The following is a 21,988-nucleotide window of genomic DNA, read 5'->3' as shown; positions in this document are numbered from 1 at the left end:
AAAAGCTGTATCCAAATTTATCGGTTTCATCAGATCGCCCACCCTCTGAGGGCAACCCACCCGGTCAGATTGAAATACGGGTGAACGCAAAACATGGGGCAGATGGTCAACAGCTGGTCAAGATTTGGTACAAAGGCGGATCGTCATCCAGATAGGCAAGCTGTGCTAACAACAGTTCTGCGGTGGCAATGGCATCAGACAAGGCATTGTGGCCGACGTAGCTAGGCAAACCGTAGCGGGCACGACAGCGTTCCAAACGCAGATCGTCACTGCTTATTACCCGCCCCTGCCGACGAAGCCGATTAAGTTCAATGGCCATGGTATCGATGGCAAAACGACTTGGCGGTGTCAGCTCAAACTTGGCTGCGGCGCGGCGTAAAAACCCAAGATCGAGACCGGCATTGTGAAAAACCGGCACCGACGCTGCAAACTCTGGCCACCAGCGAGGCAATGCTTCAGACAGGTGTGGCGCCCGGTTTAACGCCTCATCAACAATGCCATGAATGGTTGCTGACTGGCCCACACCTTGCGGCGAGGCCACCAATTGATGACGGGCGCTCGCAAGCGATATGGCGCCGTGAGTCATCGACACCGAACCGATGCTGACAATGTGATTTTCGTGAGTGCTAAGGCCGGTAAGCTCGAGGTCAACCGCCATCAGCGGCAGCGTGGACACGGGCTTTGTTAGCCAGGATGACCAGTGGCGGTGATGGCGGCACTGCCAACGTCGATAGGCAAGAGTCAAAGGCGTAATCATAAGCGCTAAAACTGCCTAGCAAACTTAAACTTCACCGAATCTTGCGCCTCCGCCAACACCTTAAGGGCTTGCTTAAGCTGGTGGCGCGACAATTGCGACAGGGCTTTTGGCTCTATCAAATTGGTGTAGTCGCTGCCTTCGGCTAATTGACGGCAGTGATGCTCATATTTAAGCTTTCGAAGCAGCGACAAGCAATCTGCCAGATTAAGGGCATCAACCCGAGTGAGTTGTCCTCGCTCCATGGCCGCTTTTAGCCTAAGCTCGGTTTCAATGGCTTCACAGCCTCCACTTAGGGCGTAGATGCGAGCGATGTCATTTACAATGGCCAGCGCCCGATGCTTGATGTCGATGCCTTTATGCTGCTGACCGTCGCTGTCCAATACCCAGCGGCGAAACAAGCCAAGTGGCGGTTGCCGAGACGCCGCTTGCTGCGCCAATAGGGCCAAAAACCGCTCACTGACTTTGGCCTGTTCGACCACTTGCTGATGTAGCTGGGACGCCAGTTGCAGTTCTCCCTCTATGGGTCGCATGTCAAAGAAGATGGCGCAGTGCATCACCGCCTTGGGCTCTGGGTTTTCCAGCCAGTTGGCAAACTGACCCTGCCACTGGTTCAAAGACAGGCGCCATTTTGAGTTAGAGGCCATGATCTCCCCATCACACAGACGCTGACCACAAACGGCCAACCCATCGCATACCCAGGTACTGAGTCGCTCAAAGTATTCAGCTTCCGCCCCATTGGGCTCACGCTCAAACACAAGGCCGTTGTCTTGATCAGAATTTAGCCCCATCTCCCTGCGCGCTTGGGAGCCAAAGCTTAGCCAGCACCAGCGCAGAGGCGCGGGGCCAAATTGCTGCTGAGCTAAGATCAACAGCCTGCGCGTAACCGCATCATAAACCGCGGTGATCAATCTGCTGGTGAAGCCACTTGCTGGCTGATCCAGATTGCGAATCAACTTAGGCAACCTGTCCATCTGCTGACGCAGGGCCTCGAGGGAGTCGCTGCGATTGATGGATTTGATAAAGTGCGCGGGGTCCCAATGCACCTGCCTGAGCAGATCGCTGCTGGTGATCATGCCAACCACTTTACGGTCTTCAACCACCGGAAGATGGTGTACGCCCCACTCCGTCATCAGAAGCTGAGCCTCAAGCCGCGCACTTTGGGGAGGCAAGGTACGTACTTGTCGCGTCATCACCTGATTCAGGGGCGTTTGAAGGGATCGACCCTCGGCAACCACGCGGCGCCTCAGATCTCGGTCAGTGATGATGCCCACCATTTCGCCACCGCCATCAACCACCGGCATGCCGGAGATGCGGTTGTCGCTCATCAACGTTGCCACAGCTTGCACGCTCATTTGATCTTCTGCGGTGATCACCGGCGTCGACATTAAACTCGACAGCCGTGCACTCAGGCCTGCGCTTTTTTGCTGGCTGCGCTCCCCCACTCGAACCCGTTCACTAAGCTGCTGGTTGTAGAACTGATCAAACTGACGACTGGATTGGCGCAGTCGATCAAACACGCTTTGAGGAATGAGGTAGAGCAGTGAGTCCTCAATGACCTTGACCCGCACCGATGACTCCTGCCCAGTAAGCAATCGCTGAAAGCCAAAGCTCTGCTGCGCCTCTAACCTCGCCAACAGCTTTTGCTCTTGTGAGATGAGCTCAATGGCACCGGTGGCAATAAGGTAAAGCGCAGGCTCATGGGCAGTCATATCAAACCACTGCTGGCGACGACTCACGTATACAATCTGTATCTGGCCAGCACAAAAGCGACGTTCGTCGGCACTTAAGTCCGTAAACGGCAGGCTGGCCGCCAAAATCGCCTCGATGGATTCCAATCCACTTGTCATCTGTACTCCTTTTGTCCAATGGCACAGCGCCGTAAAACTGCGTTTAATGCCATCAACAGGGCAATTTGGTAAAAGGAGAACCCCATGTTCACCCTAATTGAAAACGCAATTCTTGGTGCGGGAGTGATCCTTGTGATCATAAGCCTGATTCAGTACAGCCGCCGCCAAGGCAACTACCATGGGTTCTGGCGCGTTTGGCTAGGCCAACTAAAAGACTTCACCCCCGCCGAATTCAAGCTCTATCGCGCTGGCATTGTTCTGCTATTTGTTGGAGTGATTTTACGAATCATCAACTTGGTTTAACCTATGCTAAATCAATAAAGGGAGCGCAAACGCGCTCCCTCTTTTATTAGTGCGCTTGGGCACCGCCCGCCCCTTTCGGGAATCGGATCTGTTCAACCAAACCTTGCACCTCTTCCGGCACCGCTTTGGTCACCTTACTGACCGCGAAGGCCACACCGAAGTTCACCAACATGCCCAAAGTACCAATGCCTTCAGGCGAGATACCAAACCACCAGTTTTCAGGTACGTTGCCGGTTGGGTCAACAAACTTGAAGTAGATGATGTACGCGGCGGTAAAGCTGATGCCTGAAATCATGCCCGCAATGGCGCCCTCTTTGTTCATCCGCTTGGAGAAGATCCCCATGATGATCGCAGGGAAGAATGAGGACGCCGCTAAGCCGAAGGCAAAAGCGACCACCTGCGCCACAAAGCCGGGCGGATTAATCCCCAGATAGCCGGCAATCACCACCGCCACTGCCGCTGCGGCTCTGGCGTATCTAAGCTCCTGCTTATCCGTAATATTGGGCATGAGCGAGCGTTTCATCAGATCGTGACTCACCGAGGTTGAGATCACCAGCAGCAAGCCAGCCGACGTCGACAGCGCCGCGGCCACACCACCTGCTGCCACCAAAGCGATCACCCAGTTTGGCAACTGCGCAATCTCAGGGTTGGCCAGCACCATGATGTCGCGGTCGATCTTCATCTCGTTGCGCTCATCACCGGAGTAAAACATGCGGCCGTCGCCGTTTTTATCGTCCCAGCTGATAAGGCCAGTCTCACTCCAGTTTTCAACCCATTGCGGTGCTTGTTCTGCCACAATGCCTTGGCCATCCTCACCATTGATGGTGTTGATCATGTTCACGCGAGCAAAGGATGCGATTGCCGGAGCGGTTGTGTACACAAACGCGATGAAAATCAGTGCCCAACCCGCAGACAAACGGGCGTCACTTACCTTAGGTACGGTAAAAAAGCGCACAATTACGTGGGGCAGACCCGCGGTGCCCACCATCAGAGCAGCAGTAATGAAGAACACATCGATGGTACTCTTGGAGCCGTCGGTATATTGATTGAATCCGAGCTCCGTCGATAAGCCATCGAGCTTATCGAGCAAGTACATCCCCGAACCGTCGTTTAACGTTGAGCCAAAACCTAGCTGAGGGATTGGGTTGTTAGTCATCATGATGGAGATAAATACCGCTGGCACCAAGTAGGCCATCAGCAGCACGCAGAACTGCGCCACCTGGGTGTAGGTGATCCCTTTCATGCCGCCAAGCACCGCGTAGAAAAATACAATTGCCATGCCGATAACAACGCCAGTGGTAATGTCCACTTCTAAGAAGCGAGAGAACACCACGCCAACGCCGCGCATCTGCCCGGCCACATAGGTGAAACAGACAAAGATGGCACACACAACCGCCACAATGCGAGCGAGCTTGGAATAGTACCGATCGCCGATGAAATCCGGCACCGTGAACTTACCGAACTTACGTAAGTAAGGCGCCAGACACAGTGCCAACAGCACATAACCGCCAGTCCAGCCCATCAGGTACACGCCACCGTCGTAGCCCATAAAAGAGATGAGGCCAGCCATAGAGATAAACGAGGCCGCCGACATCCAATCCGCTGCGGTTGCCATGCCATTGGCAATGGGCGGCACACCGCCACCGGCAACGTAGAAGTCATTGGTGGTACCGGCCTTGGCCCAAATGGCGATGCCGATGTAGAGAGCGAACGTTGCCCCTACGATAATAAATGTGAGTGTTTGCAGATCCATTGGCCGCTCCTAGTCTTCCTGAACTTGATATTTTTTATCCAGGGCATTCATCTTCACCACATAGACGAAGATCAGCGCCACAAAGACGTAGATTGACCCCTGCTGAGCGAACCAAAAGCCCAACTTGAAGCCAAAGAACTTGATGGCATTGAGCGGCTCAGCCAGCACAATTCCAAAACCAAAAGACACCACGAACCACACTGCCAGCAGGCGCAACATCAAACTGATGTTCTCCCGCCAATAGGCGTTGGCAGATTCCTTACTATCGAAAGCCATAATGCTCTCCCCCTTCCATTTGCGCTTGTTATCGTTAGTTGCGCTGTCATCTCGGACAGGCACAAGGCCAATTTTGCCTGTTCCTCACACTAGCAAGCTACGAACGTAAACCCCTGTAGACCTTAGTCTAGGGTGGAGGCCACAAAGGAATTCCATCACAACTAGGTTATTGTTATATAAGGATATTCGCGATATTAACGGGCAATGGGACGAGAAGTTATACTTTGGTCTAACGGACCAGCGCAGGCGGTAAACGCCCTTGAGAAAAATCAGGAAACGTCAACGACACAAGGCTCTGGTAAAAGGAAGTATTTCAGGTAATTGATGCACCGCCACAACGCGGCTTCTAACGGGAACGGCGTCTTAAATTAGCGCAGTTTACTAACCTAACACGGCTTAGCACTGGCACATGTCGAGCTCGACGTGACCAAAAGCCTCACCATCGTACTTCAAACCAAAAATAGAAGGGATTCAGTGATTTACCTCAATGAAAATTTGTAAGCTTTAGGTAGGGTTTAACCATTGCTGAAACCTTAATTTTTCATTGAAACACTGCGGAAATCTACCTGATCTTACTGGTTTCTCGTTGGGGCGGGAATTATGGTGTTTAACGTCCTTAGCAGACTAAAACTGGTTACTCATAAGCAGGACGAATTTAAGGCTCAGTGTAAGGTTAACTAAATAGGTAAAATCATGTCCTCAGTGCCGAAGACCAAAACCGAACTCGAATTAGCCATTCAGACGGCATTTTCAAAATTGATGGCCGACTATCGCGACATTCCAGAGAGCATTTGTCGTGAAAAAGGTCTTGAGGGCAACATCAAGGGCACCGTTATCAGCGTTTGCGATACCGCAGCTTACTTAATCGGTTGGGGTCAGCTGGTGCTCAAATGGCACACACTAAAATCTCAAGGACAACAGGTCGACTTTCCTGAAACCGGATATAACTGGAATGAGCTTGGCTTACTGGCTGAACATTTTCACCTCAAGTATCAAGATTGGGGTTACGACAAATTGCTCGCAGAGCTGGAATCGACAACAGATAAGATTCTGGCTCTCATTTCAAGTTTAGACAACCACGAACTCTACGGCACTCACTGGTATAAGCAATGGACGCTTGGCAGGATGATTCAGTTTAATACTTCCTCACCAATGAAAAATGTGCGAACCAAGGTACGTCGATTCAAAAGAGAATTCGCTTGAAAAACCGATTTAAAATGCGCCACTATCAGTGCAAGACAATTGGAAATTAATAACAGTCGAACTCTAATACCCGCATTAGAAGTCATTTGCATTTCAGTTATACCGAATGTACTAAAGCCGATTAAACATTATATTTGTCATAGATCCCAATAAGTTTATCGTTGTTATCTGTATGAAATTTAGGCTCGCTAAACCCTATGTTCATAACGCCAATACTGCTGATTTGCTGGCGAAGGTTCTTTTAAAAGAGTAATATTAACGACGTATTTCACTCCGCTTGCTTAGGGAAATATTATCAATTTTATGAGTGTTCAACTTTTTCTGTCTATTGCTATGTTGTCAGCATCGGTTGAGTCGGTAGAATCAAGCACTTGCTTTGGAACCACGTCAAACGGCAGCCTATCGGGAGGAGTTATCCTGCCATATGAAGGAAAGAACTTTGTCAGTTATAGCCTATTGCCCGACTTGCAGGTCGAACTTACGTTCATTCCGAGGTCAAAGACATCATCGTATCCGCATACAAAGACTTAGAAAAGGAACAGCCAGACAAAGTATATAAGTACGCAGAAACCGGTTTTGAGGATGGCGGAAGGTTCAGGCCTCATAAAACTCATAGAAATGGCCTATCGGTAGACTTCATTACACCTGTTATAGATAAGAACGGAAAGTCGGTCCATTTACCAACAAGCCCATTAAACAAGTTCGGTTATAATGTCGAGTTTGATGCGAATGATCACTACGATGGGATGTATATCGATTACGAGGCAATGGCTGCACATGTAGTCGCATTGCACCAGCAAGCTAAACAGCATGGTCAGGATTTATGGCGAGTGATTTTTGATCCTAAATTGCAACCAAACTTATACAAAACGAAGTATGCGAATTATTTGAAGGATAACATCGAATTTTCTAAAAATCGGTCGTGGGTACGACACGATGAGCATTACCATGTGGATTTTAAAACACCATGTGAATAACGTTATCCTTAAATAAGATAGAGAATGGCTGGTGTTACTTTTAAAAGGGTTTTATGAACGAAACATGTTTTCTAAATATTGATCTGGATATCGAGTCCACTGTAAATATCGAGCCTATTCTCAAGAAATGGGGCAATCGAGTTTGCGTTCTTCGCAATGAACACCTTGAAGGCATTTACTACGGGTCTTTCGAGACTAACGTCAACAACAGAGAATCCATCATCGAAGAATACGTTAAGTTAATTGAAGTCCTATCCAGTAGGTCTAGAGAGATCTGGGACAACGCCCTCAAAAGAGACTTTGATTTTGGTTACCAAAGTGGGACGACACCAAGCAATTTCCACTCAAACATCAACAGCGTTCAGTTAAACAAGCTAGCGCAAGTTGGAGGCAATCTGGTGATAACCATCTATCCGGCGTCAGGCACATAGAGCTGGCTAGCCATCAGGTTTTTAGACTTCTATGCGGCTGGTTGCTTTGTGGAGTTTATCTCCATAAATCACAATAAAGGGTCACCTTTACCAGAAAGTCCCCCATAAAAAATCCGGAATCATTTGCCGATTCCGGATTATAAAACCAATCGAGACAACGGTTATAACTTAACTGCCGCTACTCACCGTGATCGTCTGCGCTACGGCAAAGTAGACAGGTACTTTACCAACGCCACGTAATCTTTAACGGTCTTACCCGGATTAACAATCAGGTACTTTCCACCAACCACAACCGAAGGCACCCCTTTCAGGCCCGCAAGGCTAGCGCGGCTGTCGCCGTTACTGATTGCCATCTTAAGTTCACTGCCAGCGGCAGCGGCATCATATTGCATTGGGCTGATGCCGTGGTTTATGAAAAAGTTGCGCAGCTGAGAATCCGTGGTAAAGGGTTGACCTAAATTATGGATCTGATGAAAAAACGCTTCATGAGTTTGCTCAGTCACGCCTAGTATTTCTGATAGGTAATAGCCTTTAGCGGACAGCTGCCAACTGGTGCGGTTAAAACCAACCGGCGTACGTTCTAAAGTTGCCGCATCGCCTACTTCATCCATGATCACCTTTAAAACCGGGTCAAAGTTCTTACAGTGGCCGCAGTTGTAAGAGAAGTACTCTCTCACCACATTAGGTGCGCTTTCACTCAAACCGTTCACCACTTTGTAGTGAACCCCTTCCTGAAACTGAGCCCCGTTAACTAAGCCTGTAAACAGCAGAGTGATCAGGGTAATAAATCTAACAAGCACAATAATTCCTCTTATTTTTCAAGGCGGCAATCGGTTGCCCGTCCGCCCTTGCCGTTTTGTTAGTGCACCTGGAAACAAGTGAATGTTCTGTTAACCAGAGCTAATGAAGAAGCTACTGCACACTGTTTTTTTCACTAGTTCATACTGGCACAAGAGTTGCTAATGTATCAACGGACAGATAACGCTGCGTATCTTTGATTAGGATGAACCATAGGATTCCCGATGAACATTAACAACGCTTCCGCCAATTTGGAACTTCGCGCTAAAGAGAGCGACCTCTACTATCAACAGAAGAAAGAGGAGGCTCAATCAAAAGCCGACGTCCATAAAAATGAATTTGATGGCGAATTGCAACAACTCGTTGAACTAAACCAAGCAAAATCAAAAGAGTTCCTTAACGGCGCTCAAAAGCTAATGCAGAGTAATGGCACCGGCAGCCTGAGTAAAATTGCCAATGGCGGCAGTGTCGACCTAGAAGACGCCGCAGATAAAATTGCCGAAGTGCAGGATCAGCTCAACAACCGTCGCCAATCGATGATCGCCAACCCAATGGGTTCGTCGGATAGCGCCGGTCTGCTATCAATGCTGAGCGACGCTCGTTCCGCGCTGATTTAATCATCCTTAAGAGCAATACGCAGCCTAAGCTGTTGCTGCAACTGTTGCCCTTTCGGCTGGTAGTTGCCAGAGTCCGCCATCTTCTCCATGGCCATCATTGGTCGTGGAGAGGAGTAGGACATTGGCTCCACCTGAAGCACCTTACCTAATCCATCGCCAGCGGCCTTCGCAAGACGCTCGGCTTTCTCCATGGCATCATCAAATGCCAATGTCAGCAGTTGCTCTCGTTGAAATTGCGAATCGGAAGCGACGTAAACCGGCGCATCCAGTTGGTTGATGCCCAGCTCCAATAATCGCGCCATCCACTCACCGGCCTGATCGGCTGCGACCATCACCGACAACTCACGACTGGCTCGATAACCAACCAGCTCTCGGTTACGGCTCTCATAGTTGTACTCCGGCATCACACGCAAAGAGCCTGCATCAATGGTACTGCCATCGACATTTTTATCGTTTAGCGCCGCTAGAACCCGATCCATCTTAGCGTCTACCGCTCGCTTAGAATCAGCAGGCTGCTTCGCGATCTCATCCACCTGCGCGCTAATTCGCACCAGGTCCGCTTTTAAGGTCACTTGAGACTGCCCTACCACCTCAATCCAGCGTTCACCGGCATTGGCGGTCCAAGAGCACACCACAGCCAGAGGTACTACGGCCGTCAGATACAACGTTTTCCAGTTCATAAAACAGATTCCATTGGCGTAAGACATATCCACCGGATTAGCCGGCAGTTAATAAAGTATTCGTTTGACTATTACAATTCCCAGCCTACCATAGGATTATCACTCTGGAGGTAGGCAATGGCTTCAACACAACAACGTCTGTTATCACTGCTAAAACAGCGCGGTCCAAGCCCCATTGCACCTCTTGCCAAAGCCCTGTCCATGACCTCCATGGGTGCACGGCAACACCTTGAAAAGCTAGAAACTCAACAACTAGTTAGCCATACCGACATCAAACAGGGAAAAGGTCGGCCCAGCCGACATTGGCTTTTGACCGGCAAAGGCCATCAAAGTTTCGGCGACCGCCATAATGAGTTGGCCATCAGTGTTATTGAGTCGGTCATAGCCATCGCCGGAACCTCTCAACTGGATGCCATTTTGGCTCACCGACACCAACTACAGCTCAGTGATTATCTTAACAAGCTCGACAATATCGACAATATCGAAACCAAGCTGCACAAATTAGCCCAGCTTCGCAGTGATGAAGGTTATATGGCTCGAATAGCTATCCAGCCGGATCATTGGTTGCTGATTGAAGATCACTGCCCTATCTGCAGTGTGGCGATGAAGTGCCAAGGACTGTGTAAAAACGAACTGGCACTGTTTCAGGCGCTGCTCGCCCCTTATGAAGTCATGAGAGAGCAGCATCTGATTGAAGGTGGCCAGCGCTGCGTTTATCGAATCAGCTCAGGCAGTTGATAAAGGTCGCTGTAGTGGTATTGCCACGGTAAAACGCGAGTGATCTTACTGCCATCGACCCATCTGGGATTATCAAATGCATCAACAAACTCGGGTTTAACCAGTGCCAATCGCTCCGCGGTATATTGGTAATAGTGTTGCCGTGTTGGGTGGTGAGGCGCGCACAGGTTATAGACGTTGTTCCAACACTCGAGCTGGGCGTCCAGTAGCGCGTTGATGGCGGACACCACATCGCGCTGATGCACCAGGTTCACAGGATCTCTGCCGCCATTAACATCTAGTTTCCCCGCCATAAAACGGCCCGGATGGCGCTCGCCGCCAACTAACCCCGACAGTCGCAGACAGCAAAATCCATCGCCAAAATAGTGAGCGAACATCTGCTCGATCTGTAACAACCGCATGGCTCTTGGGCCATCGTCGACTTGACTCGATTCTGTCACCCTTCCCTTGCCACTGCCATAAACGCTACTGGCGCTAGTAAACAGCACCCGTGTTACCCCAGCCGCCTTGGCTGATTTAGCGAGTGGTTCGAGTTTTTGGCAATAGTCTCCAGCCTCTGAGCCACGCCCCGGCGGCACAGTAACCACGATGGTATCAACCCCAGAAAAACACTCCGGAGCAATCTCGCCACCATCTAAATTAAGCTGGCACGCCTTGATGCCCCGTTGTTGCCACAAATTCAGCTTATCTTGACTGCGGGCGCTCACCCAAAATGGTCGCCCTTGAGTCTGCCAACTTTCTGCTAATGCTGAGCCTAACCAACCACTGCCTACCAAAGCAATTTTTCTCAATGTGTCACTCCTAACTGCCAAAAACAAAAAATGGCCAACTGGGCCATTTTTATGCGCACTGCTTATCTGTGTCGCAATCAGTAACGCCAGCCTTGCTTTCGAAACACAAAGCCTAACAGCCAAATTGGTCCGATCAACAAAAACTGAAGATCTTTGAAAAAGCTTGGCTTTTTGCCTTCCACTTTGTGACCCCAAAACTGCCCTATCCACGCCGCCACAAATATCACGATGGAGACCAGAAAAGGATTCACCAGGGTCGATGCCAACCACAGCATTAGGGTGAGAATAAGTGCCATACCAATGGCCAGCGGCAACGACAGTCGCAGGTAAAACAGGATGGCAGCGACCATTAGCCCCATGGTCAACAGCGGGCTGAGCGCCCATAACATGCCCACCACACTGAAGGTGATGAGCGGGACACAGATCCAATGCACTTTCTTATTGGTCGGGTTTTTATGGCTTGCACCATACTCCTCAAACCACTGCTCAACGGTTTTCATTATTGTTTTCTCCGTGGCTTACGCCGTTTCGGTTGATTGCATAAATGCCATTCAAGCAGTAAATCCAAACCAAAAACAACAAAAGAGTAGAGATTTTAACAAAAAAGACACATTTTAGATTGTATACATTATCCATTGGTGTATATTAATGAGGTCGCTGTCACTTTCCCCAAATAGGTGACAACTTCCCTCGAAGCGAGTCTGAGGATTGCAGCAGCCATCGATGTATTAGTTTCTATCCAAACTAGGATGACTGCGAGTCTCCCAACCGCAACCCTAACCGGTTGCGGTCTTTTTTATCCCGAAGATTCAAAACCAATTGATAACCTTGGCGAACGCTGTGCTGTAGTAACTAAAACGCACAAGACCCACAGCTAGAGGGCCATGGGTCTTTGAAGGGGAACAAAACGTGCGATTTGTCGAGCAACAGCAACCTGATAGTTAGTCGTCTTGGCCTAATAACTCCACCAGCTTACCTTCATCCCAGACTTCAATGCCGAGCTCTTGCGCCTTAGTCAACTTTGAACCCGCTTTCTCACCAGCCACCACACAGTGAGTTTTCTTAGACACACTGCCACTCACCTTTGCACCCAAAGACTCAAGACCCGCTTTGGCTTCACTGCGGCTAAGCTGACTCAAACTTCCAGTTAGTACCCAAGTTTGACCTTTCAGTGGCTGGGCATCTTCGCTCACAGCCTCGATCTCGGGCCAATGGATACCGGCGCGCTCAGGATCCACAAGCGCCGCAATCACCTCCTGGTTATGAGGCTGTCGGAAAAAGTGATGCACCTGCTGAGCAACAATGGTCCCCACATCATCCACTTCGATCAGAGCGTCAATGTCGGCGTTTGCCACCGCCTCAAGTGTCGTAAAGTGACGAGCTAGGTTAGCGGCGGTTGCTTCACCCACTTCGCGAATGCCCAGTGAGTAGAGGAACTTTGGCAATGTTGTGGCTTTGGATGCTTGCAGAGCGTCGACCAATTTCTGTGCTGACTTGGTGCCCATGCGTTCCAACATAGTCAAAGTGGATGCCGACAGGCTAAACAGATCTGCTGGGGTTTCCACCAGCTCTTTGTCGACCAACTGCTCCACAATTTTGTCGCCCATGCCGTCGACATCCAGCGCTTTGCGCGATGCAAAGTGTTTAATGGCCTCTTTACGCTGAGCCTGGCACACCAAACCACCACCACAGCGGGCAACCGCCTCCCCTTCTACGCGTTCAATTTCACTGTCACACACAGGGCAGCGCTCAGGAAACTCGATGGATTTTGCGTCATCAGGGCGACGCTCTGTGACCACGGAGACGATCTGCGGAATCACGTCACCGGCGCGGCGAATAATGACGCTGTCGCCTACCATGACGCCAAGGCGCGCGATCTCATCGGCGTTGTGCAAGGTGGCATTAGACACCGTCACGCCACCAACAAATATCGGTTTAAGGCGTGCCACCGGCGTAATGGCACCGGTTCGACCTACCTGAAACTCCACCTCCTCAAGCAGGGTAATCTCCTCTTGAGCGGGAAACTTACTGGCAATGGCCCAGCGCGGCGCACGAGCCACAAACCCTAATTGACGTTGCAGCGGCAGTGCATCCACCTTGTTCACCACGCCATCGATCTCATAAGGCAGTTCGCTTCGACGAGCAAGAATGTCATTAAAGTAGGCGATCGCCTGCTGCTGTCCCGTCACGCGCTTCACCTCGGGAGACATCGGTAGGCCCCAGAGTTTTAGTTGTGACAGCTGCTCAAAATGGCTTTCTGGAAGAGGCTGCTTCTCACCTTCGACCACACCTAAAGAGTAAGCGTAAAAACTCAAAGGACGAGTGGCGGTAATTTTTGAGTCCAGCTGACGTAAGCTACCGGCAGCCGCATTACGGGGGTTAGCAAAGGTCTTCTCCCCTTTGGCCGCGGCGCGCTCGTTAAAAGCGTTAAAACCCGCCAGAGGCATAAACACCTCTCCGCGCACTTCCAATGTGTCTGGGTAATCTTGCCCCTGCAGACGCAGAGGAATGGCCGCAATGGTGCGCACATTTTGGGTGATGTCTTCACCCACGGCGCCGTCACCTCGGGTGGCCGCGCTGACCAGCTCACCATTTTCGTACATTAGGCTTACCGCCAATCCATCCAACTTTGGCTCGCAACACAGCGTCAGCTCATTGTCTCCCGCCAACGTCGTCACGCGTTCGTAGAAGGCAATAAACTCCTCTTCGTTCATGGCATTATCCAAAGACAACATCGGCACGCGGTGGGTGATTTGATTAAACTTATCCAGCGCTGCGCCGCCCACACGGGCCGACGGTGAGTTATCTGAGCGGTACTCTGGGTGCGCCTGCTCCAACTGCTGCAGCTCACGCATCATACGGTCGTACTCCACATCGGGAATCGACGGCGTGTCTAACACGTAATAGAGGTGGTTGTGATGCTCAAGCGCTTGGCTTAATTCGGCGATTTGGTTTTTAATGGCTTCAGTCATAAACAGTGAGGCCGCACAATGCGGCCTTTCTCTAATTGGTTCTTAATGGGTAAAAATCGGTGGTTACGCGGTTGGTGAAGATTCAAATGCCTGAATTCGGCCCATGTATCTGTCTTTACTCTGCTCGCTCCAGAGCTGATGGGCATCATCCAACAGCTTAGCGCCATGCATGTCAGCCAGCGCTTGCGCCGCCCCCAGCATCATGGAGAAGCCCACGGTTTCATCACACTGATTTGGCAAGGTCATAAACAGCGACACGCCCTCAGTCTCAAATTGCTCCATGGTATTTGGCTCAAACACGCCTGGCTGAACCATGTTGGCCAGCGAGTACATCACTGGGCCGCGCCCTGCACTATCTTGATGGCGATGGAAGATGTTCATCTCGCCAAACTTCATGCCTAGGGTCAGGAAGTTATGCAGCAGCTCCGCCCCATGAAGCACCTCACCCTCATTGGCCACAACGTGCAGTACCAGCACATCTACCGGCTCGGTGATCACCTTGTTTTCCGGTGCAGGCTCTGCCAAGACACTGCGCTCCTCTCGAGGCGCAAACAGCGGATCGGTCTCGACCTGAGGCTGAACTGGCTCAGGTGAGCCATTGGATTCGGCGACTGGCTCAGGTGTTGGCGCAGTCGAAGATTCAATATTTTCAACAGTCTGAGTCTCCTCAATCTGAGGCGATTCCATCGACTCACTTGGCTCCTGAGCCGCTACTGCTGGCTCAGGACTCGGCTCAGTTGCTCGCAGTGTTATCTCAACCTGTGGCTCGGAGATAACCGGCTCCGCAAAGCTTGGCTCCTGCTTGGACTCTTGAGCGTCGGCAGGCACTGAAGACGCCCCAAGCTGAGGCTCATGATGTTCGCGCTCCACCTTAATGGTGCGAACTGAGCCGATGCCATCAGCATCAAAACCGTCCTTATCCACGTTTGATGAATCACCACCTCCGCTAACGGTAACGTCAGCAAGGGGTTTGGCCTTCATTTTACGCGGTTGTTGACGTCGTATTGACCACATGCCATGCAACAACAAACCAATAATGGCGAGCACGCCAATTACGATAAGTACATAACGAAAATCTTCCATAGAACCTTGGAACCCTTAATTAACTTTCAGCCATGGCTGCGGCTTCTTCTACATTGACGGCAACAATGCGCGACGCTCCTGGCTCGTGCATCGTTACCCCTGTCAGTTGGTCGGCCATCTCCATACTGACCTTATTGTGACTAATATAAATAAATTGAACCGATTCCGACATCTCTTTTACCAATCGGCAGAATCGGCCAACGTTGGCATCGTCCAGCGGTGCATCAACTTCATCCAACATACAGAAGGGTGCTGGATTAAGTCGGAAGATGGCAAACACCAGTGACAATGCCGTTAATGCTTTCTCACCACCAGACAGAAGATGAATGGTGGCGTTCTTTTTCCCTGGTGGGCGAGCCATGATGGTCACCCCAGTTTCCAGCAGATCGTTGTCCGTCAGCGCCAGATAAGCGCTGCCACCGCCAAAGACTTTAGGGAATAGCTCCCCAAGCCCGTCATTCACCTCATCAAAGGTGGCTTTAAAGCGCTGTCTGGTTTCGCGATCAATTTTCCGGATTGCCGCTTCTAAGGTTTCCAGCGCCTCCGTTAAATCGTGATTCTGTTCATCCAGATAGCGCTTACGCTCGGATTGCTGTTCATACTCCTCAATGGCCGCCAGGTTAATGGCACCCAAACGTTTGATCTTCTGACGAACCTGCTCCAGTTTAGCCTGACAGTTCGCCAGTGCCGCATCCGCTGGCAGCGTGGCCAGAATTTGCTGCAAGTTAACGTCGTTCTCCGCCAATAGATCCAGTTGACCCTGAGCTTGAACACGCAAGCCCTCGTGTTCCATCTTTAATTCGGTGATGGCATCACTTAAAGCCTTTAACTGGGCAATTTGGCCGCGGTTGGAAGCGTTGATCTGCCCCAACTGTTCTTCCACTTGCGCCAGTTTCTGGTTTAGCAGCGCCACCTGTTGCTCGACGTCCGATTTTATCTGCAATTGCTGCTGTAGCTGCTCCTGCCACTCGGCCAAAGGGTCGGTCAACTGGGCTTGAGCCTCTTCAGCTTCCTCCAGCCGCTGTTGCCACAAGCTCAGATTTTGCTGCTGCTGCGCCAATTGCGCCTCAATGCCTTCGATGTTGGCATTAAGGCGTTCAAGCTCCACTCGCAGCTGCGAAATACGCTGTTGCTGCTGTTGATGCTGTTGGCGGCTGGCTTCAGACTGCTGCACCGCCGCGCTCAGCGTTTGCTGAGCGAGCTCGGCCTGCTGGCTTAGCCCTTCACTGTGCTCCAGCGCATTGTCCAATTCCAGTTCCAGCTCAAGCGCTTGCTCTGCCAGCAGTTGCTGCTGATCTGCCAGCTCCTGGTACTGCAGCTCTAGCTGCTGTTTATTTTGCTGGCGATGTAAGCGCTGCTGCTCCGCCTTTTGGTAGGCCAGCTGTTGCTGCATCAGTTGACCGCTGGCCTGCTTTAACTGATCTTTACCTTGAGATAGCTGACGCGCGACCTGCTCAAGCGCGCTCTTGGTGACGACAATGGCCTCACGCAGCTGTTCACCTTGAGGCATCAATGCCGCGAGCTGTTGCTGTTGACGCTCCAGTTCATCCGCTACCGATAATACGCTAACCTGCTGCTCACTCACTTGGTAGGCAAAGCCCACGCCAAGCCAATGGCCATCTAGCGTTACCACCGATTGCCACACCTCTAATTTGCCAACTAGAGCCTTAGCCTCCGCTAAAGTATCAGCGCACAGAATGCCCTGCAGCCATGGCGACAGATTCAGCGACGTGGTCACCATACTCTGGAGCGTCGGTAGACCATTGATGGCGGTTGCTGACGATGATCGAACTTGCTCGTCGCAGATTTCATCATCAAATCGCCACACGCCGGGCAGTGGCTCTTGACTTATCACCCCTTGCAAACGCTCGCCCAGAACCCAATCCAGCGCGTGTCGCCATTTGGGGACAACCTCAAGCTGCTGCCACACTTTAGGCAATGTGGCGGCGTCTTCGGGCAGTACCTGGGATAAGCCGGACAAAAGGGTATTATTGGCCGCGATGGTCGCCGTCAGTTGACTCTGTTGATGGTCAACAGCGCTAAGCTGTCGCTGCTGAGACTCCAGTTGCTGTTGCAACCGTTGCTGTTGCTCCTGCTCAGTTTCCTGCAGTAACTCAAGCTCAGCAATCTGCTCCTTGGTGACCTGCAACTGCTCCTCTAACTGGGCAAGCTCATCGTCATTACTCAATTGATGTTCAGCCAATTGCGACTGCAACTGAGCCAATCGAGCCTTCACCGAGCCAAGCTCGCGCTCCAGCCCCTGCTTTTTCACCTGAAGTAGCTCGCAATCGGTACGGGAGCGGCGCGCCTGTTCAGCCAGTTGCTGATGAGCGCCCTGCTGCTCCATATGCCGCTGGGTTAAGGATTCACTCTGTTGTTCGAGTTCAAACAGCGCCTCTTGCGCCATCTCAAGTTCAGGCAGTGCCTGATCACGCTGCTCAAGATATTGAGCTCGCTGCGCTTCCAGCGTTTGCCGACGCTCTCCATCACCACTGAGCTGCTGCCGAGTTTTGATGAGTTCCTCATGAAGCTGCTGATAGCGCTGCTTCGCGTTCAGAATTTGCTGATCAATGCGAGTCGCTTCGTTACTGATGCCAAACAGCTGCTGTTGCCGGTCATCCACCTCAGCTTTGAGATCCGCCTGCTGTTGTTCCAGCTTTAAGATGGCGGTCAAATCCCCTTGCTGCGCCGCTTGATGCTGTTGATGCTGAGCCTGCTTTTCCGCAAGCTGCTGCTCCAACTGCGTCATGCGGTCGCTGTGTTGCCGCCAGCGCAGTGCAAACAGTTGGTTCTGAAGCTGCCCTTCCGTGGCCTTGTGTTTTCGATAGCGCTGAGCGGCGTCCGCTTGGCGCTGCAAACGTTGCAACTGCTGGCCAAGCTCCAAACGCAGATCTTCAAGACGCTCCAAATTCTCTCGAGTATGGCGGATGCGGTTTTCTGTTTCCCGTCGCCGCTCTTTGTACTTGGAGATCCCCGCAGCCTCTTCAATAAAGACGCGAAGCTCCTGCGGCCGAGATTCAATTAAGCGAGAGATCATCCCCTGCTCAATGATGGCGTAACTGCGCGGCCCCAATCCGGTACCCATAAAGATATCGGTGATGTCGCGACGGCGGCATTTGTTGCCATTGAGGAAATAGCTGGACACCCCATCTCGACTCACCTGTCGCTTAATGGCGATCTCATTAAACTTGGCAAACTGACTGGCGATGCGACCACTGCTGTTGTCAAACACCAGCTCAACACTGGCCACCGAACTGGCAGGCCGGGAATTAGAACCGTTGAAAATCACATCGGTCATCGCATCACCGCGCAGGTTTTTCGCGCTACTTTCGCCTAATACCCAACGCACGGCATCGATAACGTTGGACTTTCCGCAGCCGTTCGGGCCAACAATGGCGGTCATCTGCGACGGAAATGGCACTTTAGTGGCATCGGCGAAGGATTTGAAACCGGCAAGTTTTATCTGTTTTAGCCGCATCCGATGGTTAAATTCTCAACAATTTCAATAGGGTTAGTTAATCTGACACTTTACCAAAAGCCAATCCACTTTGTAACAGCCAGCAACAACCGAAAAGTTGACGCTGGCCGCATCCACACCGCAAAATGGCTTAAGTTTCTCTTTTATTGGAGCAAGTCTGTGATAGGCCGCGTTCTACCTGAAGGTGCCAGTGGCGCCAGTTACTTTATGAAAGGTTTCGATTTAATTCGAACCAAGGGGCTGCGCCGCTTTGTTTTGCTGCCTCTGAGTGTCAACTTTATCCTGTTTGGCGCTGCGTTTTATTGGCTGTTTACCCAGTTAGGCGTGTGGATGGACGAGCTGATGGCAACGATCCCCAGTTGGCTAGATTGGCTTAACTGGTTTTTGTGGCCTCTCGCGGTGGTCAGCGTGTTGGTGGTGTTTTCCTTTATCTTTAGCTCGGTAATGAACTGGATTGCTGCCCCCTTTAATGGCTTGCTCGCCGATCAGGTGGAGCGCCGCTTAACCGGCAAAGGCAATGACGACAGCGTCATGGACACGGTCAAAGACGTACCTCGGGTTCTCGGCCGCGAATGGATAAAGCTAAAATACTATCTTCCTCGCGCCCTATTGCTCCTGATTCTGTTCATGATTCCTGGCATCGGCCAAACTCTGGCCCCTCTGCTGTGGTTTTTGTTCAGTGCATGGATGATGGCGATTCAGTATCTGGATTACCCCTTCGACAACCACAAAATTCCCTTTGGAACCATGCGAGATGCCCTGGGCGGCCGCAAAGGGGAATCGATGGCGTTTGGTGCCTCTGCGGCGGCATTTGCTATGATACCTTTTGTTAACTTAATCGTGATGCCGGTGGCGATCTGCGGTGCCACTGCGTTGTGGGTTGATAAACATCTTGGTAAGATAGACCCTTCATAAACAAAAACTTAAAACTAAAATAACCAAATATCTAACGCCGGAGTTTCCCTAAATTTCGGCGTTATTTTTTACAAGGATGCAACATGACCCGCTCTCAGCTTGCTTTGGCAACGCTGCCTGCTTTAATGCTGGCCTTTCCTGTTTTCCCACAAGTTCAACTGACCCACACCGATCAAGCCTTCACCATCGATGGCAACCTAGATGAACCCCAGTGGGCCAAGGCGACGCCCATTGAGCTGATCGTGGAAACCAGCCCCAATGAGAACACCCCCGCACCGGTTAAAACTTTTGCTTATGCCATGACCGATGGCGATACGCTCTATTTTGCCTTCGATGCCCGCGACCCAGATGCTTCCGCCATTCGTGCAAATCTCTCCGACCGAGATAATGCCTGGGGCGACGACATGATTGGCATCAAACTCGACCCTTCTGGCCAAGGAAGATTGGCCTATCAGTTCTTTGTAAACCCCTATGGCGTGCAAGAAGACTCCATTGAGAACGAGCTAACCGGAGACGAAAGTGATGCTTGGGACGGCATCTGGCAGACCGGCGCCAAAATTACCGAGCGTGGCTTTCAGGTCGAAGTGGCTCTGCCCCTGCGAATTCTGAACTTCGATGACACAGATCCTAACCCCACTTGGGGCATCGAACTGGTGCGCTTTTATCCCCGCAGCGAAACCCATCGCCTCTCCATTGCGCCATTGGATCGAAACCTGGCCTGTACTTTGTGTCAGATGGTGCCGCTAACCGGACTTAAGGATCTCAAAGCCAGCCAGCAGCTGCAGATCACCCCAACCCTCACCGCGCGGCAAGACGAAAAGCGCCGCAACGACAAGTCACCTTGGAGCAAAGAGGATGAGGTCGACGTTGGCATGGACATTCGCTGGGGCATCACCCCGGATACACTACTCAACGCCACCATAAACCCAGACTTTTCTCAGGTTGAGGCGGACTCAGGCCAACTGGATGTTAACACCACGTTCGCGCTGTTTTTCCCAGAAAAACGCCCTTTCTACCTCGATAACGCCGATCTGTTTGATACCTATGAGTCGTTGATCCACACGCGAAATCTGGCGGAGCCCGAGTATGGAGTTAAACTGAGCGGCAGTCGTCAAAAGCACAGTTTCGGAATTCTGCAAACCAAAGATGAGCAGACCAACTTCCTGATGCCCGGCAACCTCGGCTCCTCCCTCGCCAGTCTTGGCGACGACAGCCAGAACTTTGCCGGCCGCTACCGTTACAACTACAGCGATGACCTCACCATTGGCATGCTGGCCACTGCGCGAACCAGTGGCGATTACCACAACTACACCCTAGCCACAGACGGGCGCATCGATTTTAGCGCTCAGGATTACCTCACCTTTGTGCTGATTGGCTCAGATACTCAATATCCAGACGACCTCGCCGCTAGTCTCTCCGGCGAAGCGCGCCTGCGTGCAGAGTCTAAAGATGACCTATCAGGGATCAGTTATGAGGTGGGACTAAACCATGAAGAGCGAGACTGGAACGCCTTCGCCAGTTATCGCCACGCCGATGACGACTTTCGTGCCGATCTGGGCTTTATCGATACCGTCGACTCCGCCAAGGCCATTATTGGCGGCGGATACAACTGGTACCCAACCGGCCACTTTTTTAACAAACTGAGGGTAAGCGGTGACGTTGACCGAACGGAAAACAACGCTGGTGAACTAATCGAGCAGGAAGCGGAGATCTATTTCTCCGGTAACGGCAAGTGGCAGAGCTACTTCCACCTTTATGTGGGAGACCGAGAGCGTCGGGGACGCCGGGAAAATGCCGACAGTCTGGCCATCGATGGCAACGCGCCCCTGTTCGATGAAACCTACGGCGGTTTGACTCTAGAGTTCACCCCAATCGGTAACTTAGATGTCGACGTTGACTTAGACATAGGCGATGAAATTGACTTTGCCAACAATCAATTAGGCGAGTCGATAGAGATCAATCCTGCCATTAATTGGCGCCCGGTTTCCCAGCTAAAGCTGAAGCTCGAGCATCTGTGGAAGCAGCTTGATGTGGACGGCGGCACCCTATTTACCGCCAACCTCACCGATCTGCGGCTAAGCTGGCAGTTTGACGTGTACAGCTTCTTAAGACTGACCGCCATCTACACCGACATTGAACGGGATCTGAGCCTGTACACTCGGCCCGGTTATGATGCCGACGAGCAGAGCTTAGAGGCAGAGCTTCTCTATGGCTACAAACTGAACCCGCAAACGGTGTTCTATTTAGGCTATGCCGACGGCCGTTTCGACGACGACAACCTCGATAGCCTGACGCAAACCAACCGTAGCGTATTTGCCAAATTCAGTTACGCCTGGTTGCTGTAAACAGTTGCCATAAGCCGAAATAAA

The 21,988-nt window shown here is 51.4% G+C and carries 18 protein-coding genes; 7 read left to right on the top strand and 11 right to left on the bottom strand.

Annotation, left to right across the window (positions count from 1 at the left end; translation table 11 throughout):
• Window positions 1–106 precede the first annotated feature (106 nt).
• Both FCL42_RS03375 and FCL42_RS03370 read right to left on the bottom strand, forming a co-directional pair.
• Window positions 107–658, bottom strand: a complete 552-nt coding sequence (locus FCL42_RS03375) for an exonuclease domain-containing protein (protein WP_169308276.1) — start codon at window positions 656–658, stop codon at window positions 107–109.
• Between the two features lie 104 nt (window positions 659–762).
• Window positions 763–2,604: a DUF294 nucleotidyltransferase-like domain-containing protein gene (locus tag FCL42_RS03370; protein WP_136861976.1), complete on the bottom strand. Its 1,842-nt coding sequence runs from the start codon at window positions 2,602–2,604 to the stop codon at window positions 763–765.
• 84 nt (window positions 2,605–2,688) lie between these two features.
• Between FCL42_RS03370 and FCL42_RS03365 the strand changes: the two genes are divergently transcribed.
• Window positions 2,689–2,907 carry a hypothetical protein gene (locus FCL42_RS03365; protein WP_136861975.1) on the top strand — a complete coding sequence of 73 codons (219 nt, stop codon included), beginning with the start codon at window positions 2,689–2,691 and terminating at the stop codon, window positions 2,905–2,907.
• 46 nt (window positions 2,908–2,953) lie between these two features.
• On the opposite strand, the gene FCL42_RS03360 is transcribed toward FCL42_RS03365, so the two are convergent.
• Together FCL42_RS03360 and FCL42_RS03355 are read right to left on the bottom strand one after the other, a co-directional pair.
• The gene (locus tag FCL42_RS03360) at window positions 2,954–4,660 is read right to left on the bottom strand and encodes a sodium:solute symporter family protein (protein ID WP_136861974.1); all 1,707 of its coding nucleotides are present in this window, start codon (window positions 4,658–4,660) and stop codon (window positions 2,954–2,956) included.
• A gap of 9 nt (window positions 4,661–4,669) precedes the next feature.
• Complete coding sequence (locus tag FCL42_RS03355; protein WP_136861973.1) at window positions 4,670–4,936, bottom strand: DUF4212 domain-containing protein; 267 nt, start codon at window positions 4,934–4,936, stop codon at window positions 4,670–4,672.
• A gap of 693 nt (window positions 4,937–5,629) precedes the next feature.
• Here FCL42_RS03355 and FCL42_RS03350 point away from each other — a divergent pair.
• Both FCL42_RS03350 and FCL42_RS03345 read left to right on the top strand, forming a co-directional pair.
• Window positions 5,630–6,139, top strand: coding sequence for a ClbS/DfsB family four-helix bundle protein (locus FCL42_RS03350; RefSeq protein ID WP_136861972.1), 510 nt, complete (start codon window positions 5,630–5,632; stop codon window positions 6,137–6,139).
• 455 nt (window positions 6,140–6,594) lie between these two features.
• Entirely contained in the window at window positions 6,595–7,116 is a 522-nt protein-coding gene (locus FCL42_RS03345; protein ID WP_324612857.1) for a penicillin-insensitive murein endopeptidase, read from the top strand.
• A gap of 631 nt (window positions 7,117–7,747) precedes the next feature.
• On the opposite strand, the gene FCL42_RS03340 is transcribed toward FCL42_RS03345, so the two are convergent.
• On the bottom strand, window positions 7,748–8,347 hold the full coding sequence (locus FCL42_RS03340) for a thiol:disulfide interchange protein DsbA/DsbL (protein ID WP_169308275.1): 600 nt from the start codon (window positions 8,345–8,347) through the stop codon (window positions 7,748–7,750).
• Between the two features lie 222 nt (window positions 8,348–8,569).
• Between FCL42_RS03340 and FCL42_RS03335 the strand changes: the two genes are divergently transcribed.
• Complete coding sequence (locus FCL42_RS03335) at window positions 8,570–8,962, top strand: hypothetical protein (RefSeq protein ID WP_136861970.1); 393 nt, start codon at window positions 8,570–8,572, stop codon at window positions 8,960–8,962.
• On the opposite strand, the gene FCL42_RS03330 is transcribed toward FCL42_RS03335, so the two are convergent.
• A complete protein-coding gene (locus tag FCL42_RS03330; RefSeq protein WP_169308274.1) occupies window positions 8,959–9,642 on the bottom strand; it encodes an SIMPL domain-containing protein in 684 nt (227 codons plus the stop codon). The two genes, FCL42_RS03335 and FCL42_RS03330, sit on opposite strands and share 4 nt — an antisense overlap.
• 117 nt (window positions 9,643–9,759) lie before the next feature.
• Here FCL42_RS03330 and FCL42_RS03325 point away from each other — a divergent pair, with 117 nt between their 5' ends.
• Window positions 9,760–10,380 carry a helix-turn-helix transcriptional regulator gene (locus FCL42_RS03325; protein WP_136861968.1) on the top strand — a complete coding sequence of 207 codons (621 nt, stop codon included), beginning with the start codon at window positions 9,760–9,762 and terminating at the stop codon, window positions 10,378–10,380.
• Here the strand turns inward: FCL42_RS03325 and FCL42_RS03320 are convergent.
• From FCL42_RS03320 to smc, 5 genes are all read right to left on the bottom strand, one after another.
• On the bottom strand, window positions 10,356–11,171 hold the full coding sequence (locus tag FCL42_RS03320; RefSeq protein WP_169308273.1) for an NAD-dependent epimerase/dehydratase family protein: 816 nt from the start codon (window positions 11,169–11,171) through the stop codon (window positions 10,356–10,358). The two genes, FCL42_RS03325 and FCL42_RS03320, sit on opposite strands and share 25 nt — an antisense overlap.
• Before the next feature lie 77 nt (window positions 11,172–11,248).
• A complete protein-coding gene (locus tag FCL42_RS03315) occupies window positions 11,249–11,671 on the bottom strand; it encodes an Mpo1 family 2-hydroxy fatty acid dioxygenase (protein WP_136861966.1) in 423 nt (140 codons plus the stop codon).
• A gap of 441 nt (window positions 11,672–12,112) precedes the next feature.
• Window positions 12,113–14,143: an NAD-dependent DNA ligase LigA gene (gene ligA, locus FCL42_RS03310; protein ID WP_136861965.1), complete on the bottom strand. Its 2,031-nt coding sequence runs from the start codon at window positions 14,141–14,143 to the stop codon at window positions 12,113–12,115.
• 63 nt (window positions 14,144–14,206) lie between these two features.
• The gene (zipA, locus tag FCL42_RS03305) at window positions 14,207–15,226 is read right to left on the bottom strand and encodes a cell division protein ZipA (protein WP_136861964.1); all 1,020 of its coding nucleotides are present in this window, start codon (window positions 15,224–15,226) and stop codon (window positions 14,207–14,209) included.
• A 19-nt stretch (window positions 15,227–15,245) separates the two neighbouring features.
• Complete coding sequence (gene smc / locus FCL42_RS03300; protein WP_136861963.1) at window positions 15,246–18,704, bottom strand: chromosome segregation protein SMC; 3,459 nt, start codon at window positions 18,702–18,704, stop codon at window positions 15,246–15,248.
• Window positions 18,705–18,911: 207 nt separating this feature from the next.
• Between smc and cysZ the strand changes: the two genes are divergently transcribed.
• Window positions 18,912–19,619 carry a sulfate transporter CysZ gene (cysZ, locus tag FCL42_RS03295; RefSeq protein WP_229359778.1) on the top strand — a complete coding sequence of 236 codons (708 nt, stop codon included), beginning with the start codon at window positions 18,912–18,914 and terminating at the stop codon, window positions 19,617–19,619.
• A gap of 83 nt (window positions 19,620–19,702) precedes the next feature.
• Window positions 19,703–21,964 carry a carbohydrate binding family 9 domain-containing protein gene (locus FCL42_RS03290; protein WP_136861961.1) on the top strand — a complete coding sequence of 754 codons (2,262 nt, stop codon included), beginning with the start codon at window positions 19,703–19,705 and terminating at the stop codon, window positions 21,962–21,964.
• The last annotated feature ends 24 nt before the right edge of the window (window positions 21,965–21,988 follow it).

Origin of the sequence: Ferrimonas aestuarii (genome assembly GCF_005116665.1) — a bacterium.
Taxonomy (GTDB): Bacteria; Pseudomonadota; Gammaproteobacteria; order Enterobacterales; family Shewanellaceae; genus Ferrimonas; species Ferrimonas aestuarii.
This window is presented reverse-complemented; position numbering and strand designations above follow the sequence as displayed.

Bases quoted from the DNA above. Each gene is read 5' to 3' on its own strand.
- FCL42_RS03375 (WP_169308276.1), bottom strand. From the start codon at position 658: ATGGCGGTTGACCTCGAGCTTACCGGCCTTAGCACTCACGAAAATCAC.
- FCL42_RS03370 (WP_136861976.1), bottom strand. From the start codon at position 2,604: ATGACAAGTGGATTGGAATCCATCGAGGCGATTTTGGCGGCCAGCCTG.
- FCL42_RS03365 (WP_136861975.1), top strand. From the start codon at position 2,689: ATGTTCACCCTAATTGAAAACGCAATTCTTGGTGCGGGAGTGATCCTT.
- FCL42_RS03360 (WP_136861974.1), bottom strand. From the start codon at position 4,660: ATGGATCTGCAAACACTCACATTTATTATCGTAGGGGCAACGTTCGCT.
- FCL42_RS03355 (WP_136861973.1), bottom strand. From the start codon at position 4,936: ATGGCTTTCGATAGTAAGGAATCTGCCAACGCCTATTGGCGGGAGAAC.
- FCL42_RS03350 (WP_136861972.1), top strand. From the start codon at position 5,630: ATGTCCTCAGTGCCGAAGACCAAAACCGAACTCGAATTAGCCATTCAG.
- FCL42_RS03335 (WP_136861970.1), top strand. From the start codon at position 8,570: ATGAACATTAACAACGCTTCCGCCAATTTGGAACTTCGCGCTAAAGAG.
- FCL42_RS03330 (WP_169308274.1), bottom strand. From the start codon at position 9,642: ATGAACTGGAAAACGTTGTATCTGACGGCCGTAGTACCTCTGGCTGTG.
- FCL42_RS03325 (WP_136861968.1), top strand. From the start codon at position 9,760: ATGGCTTCAACACAACAACGTCTGTTATCACTGCTAAAACAGCGCGGT.
- FCL42_RS03315 (WP_136861966.1), bottom strand. From the start codon at position 11,671: ATGAAAACCGTTGAGCAGTGGTTTGAGGAGTATGGTGCAAGCCATAAA.
- ligA (WP_136861965.1), bottom strand. From the start codon at position 14,143: ATGACTGAAGCCATTAAAAACCAAATCGCCGAATTAAGCCAAGCGCTT.
- zipA (WP_136861964.1), bottom strand. From the start codon at position 15,226: ATGGAAGATTTTCGTTATGTACTTATCGTAATTGGCGTGCTCGCCATT.
- smc (WP_136861963.1), bottom strand. From the start codon at position 18,704: ATGCGGCTAAAACAGATAAAACTTGCCGGTTTCAAATCCTTCGCCGAT.
- cysZ (WP_229359778.1), top strand. From the start codon at position 18,912: ATGAAAGGTTTCGATTTAATTCGAACCAAGGGGCTGCGCCGCTTTGTT.
- FCL42_RS03290 (WP_136861961.1), top strand. From the start codon at position 19,703: ATGACCCGCTCTCAGCTTGCTTTGGCAACGCTGCCTGCTTTAATGCTG.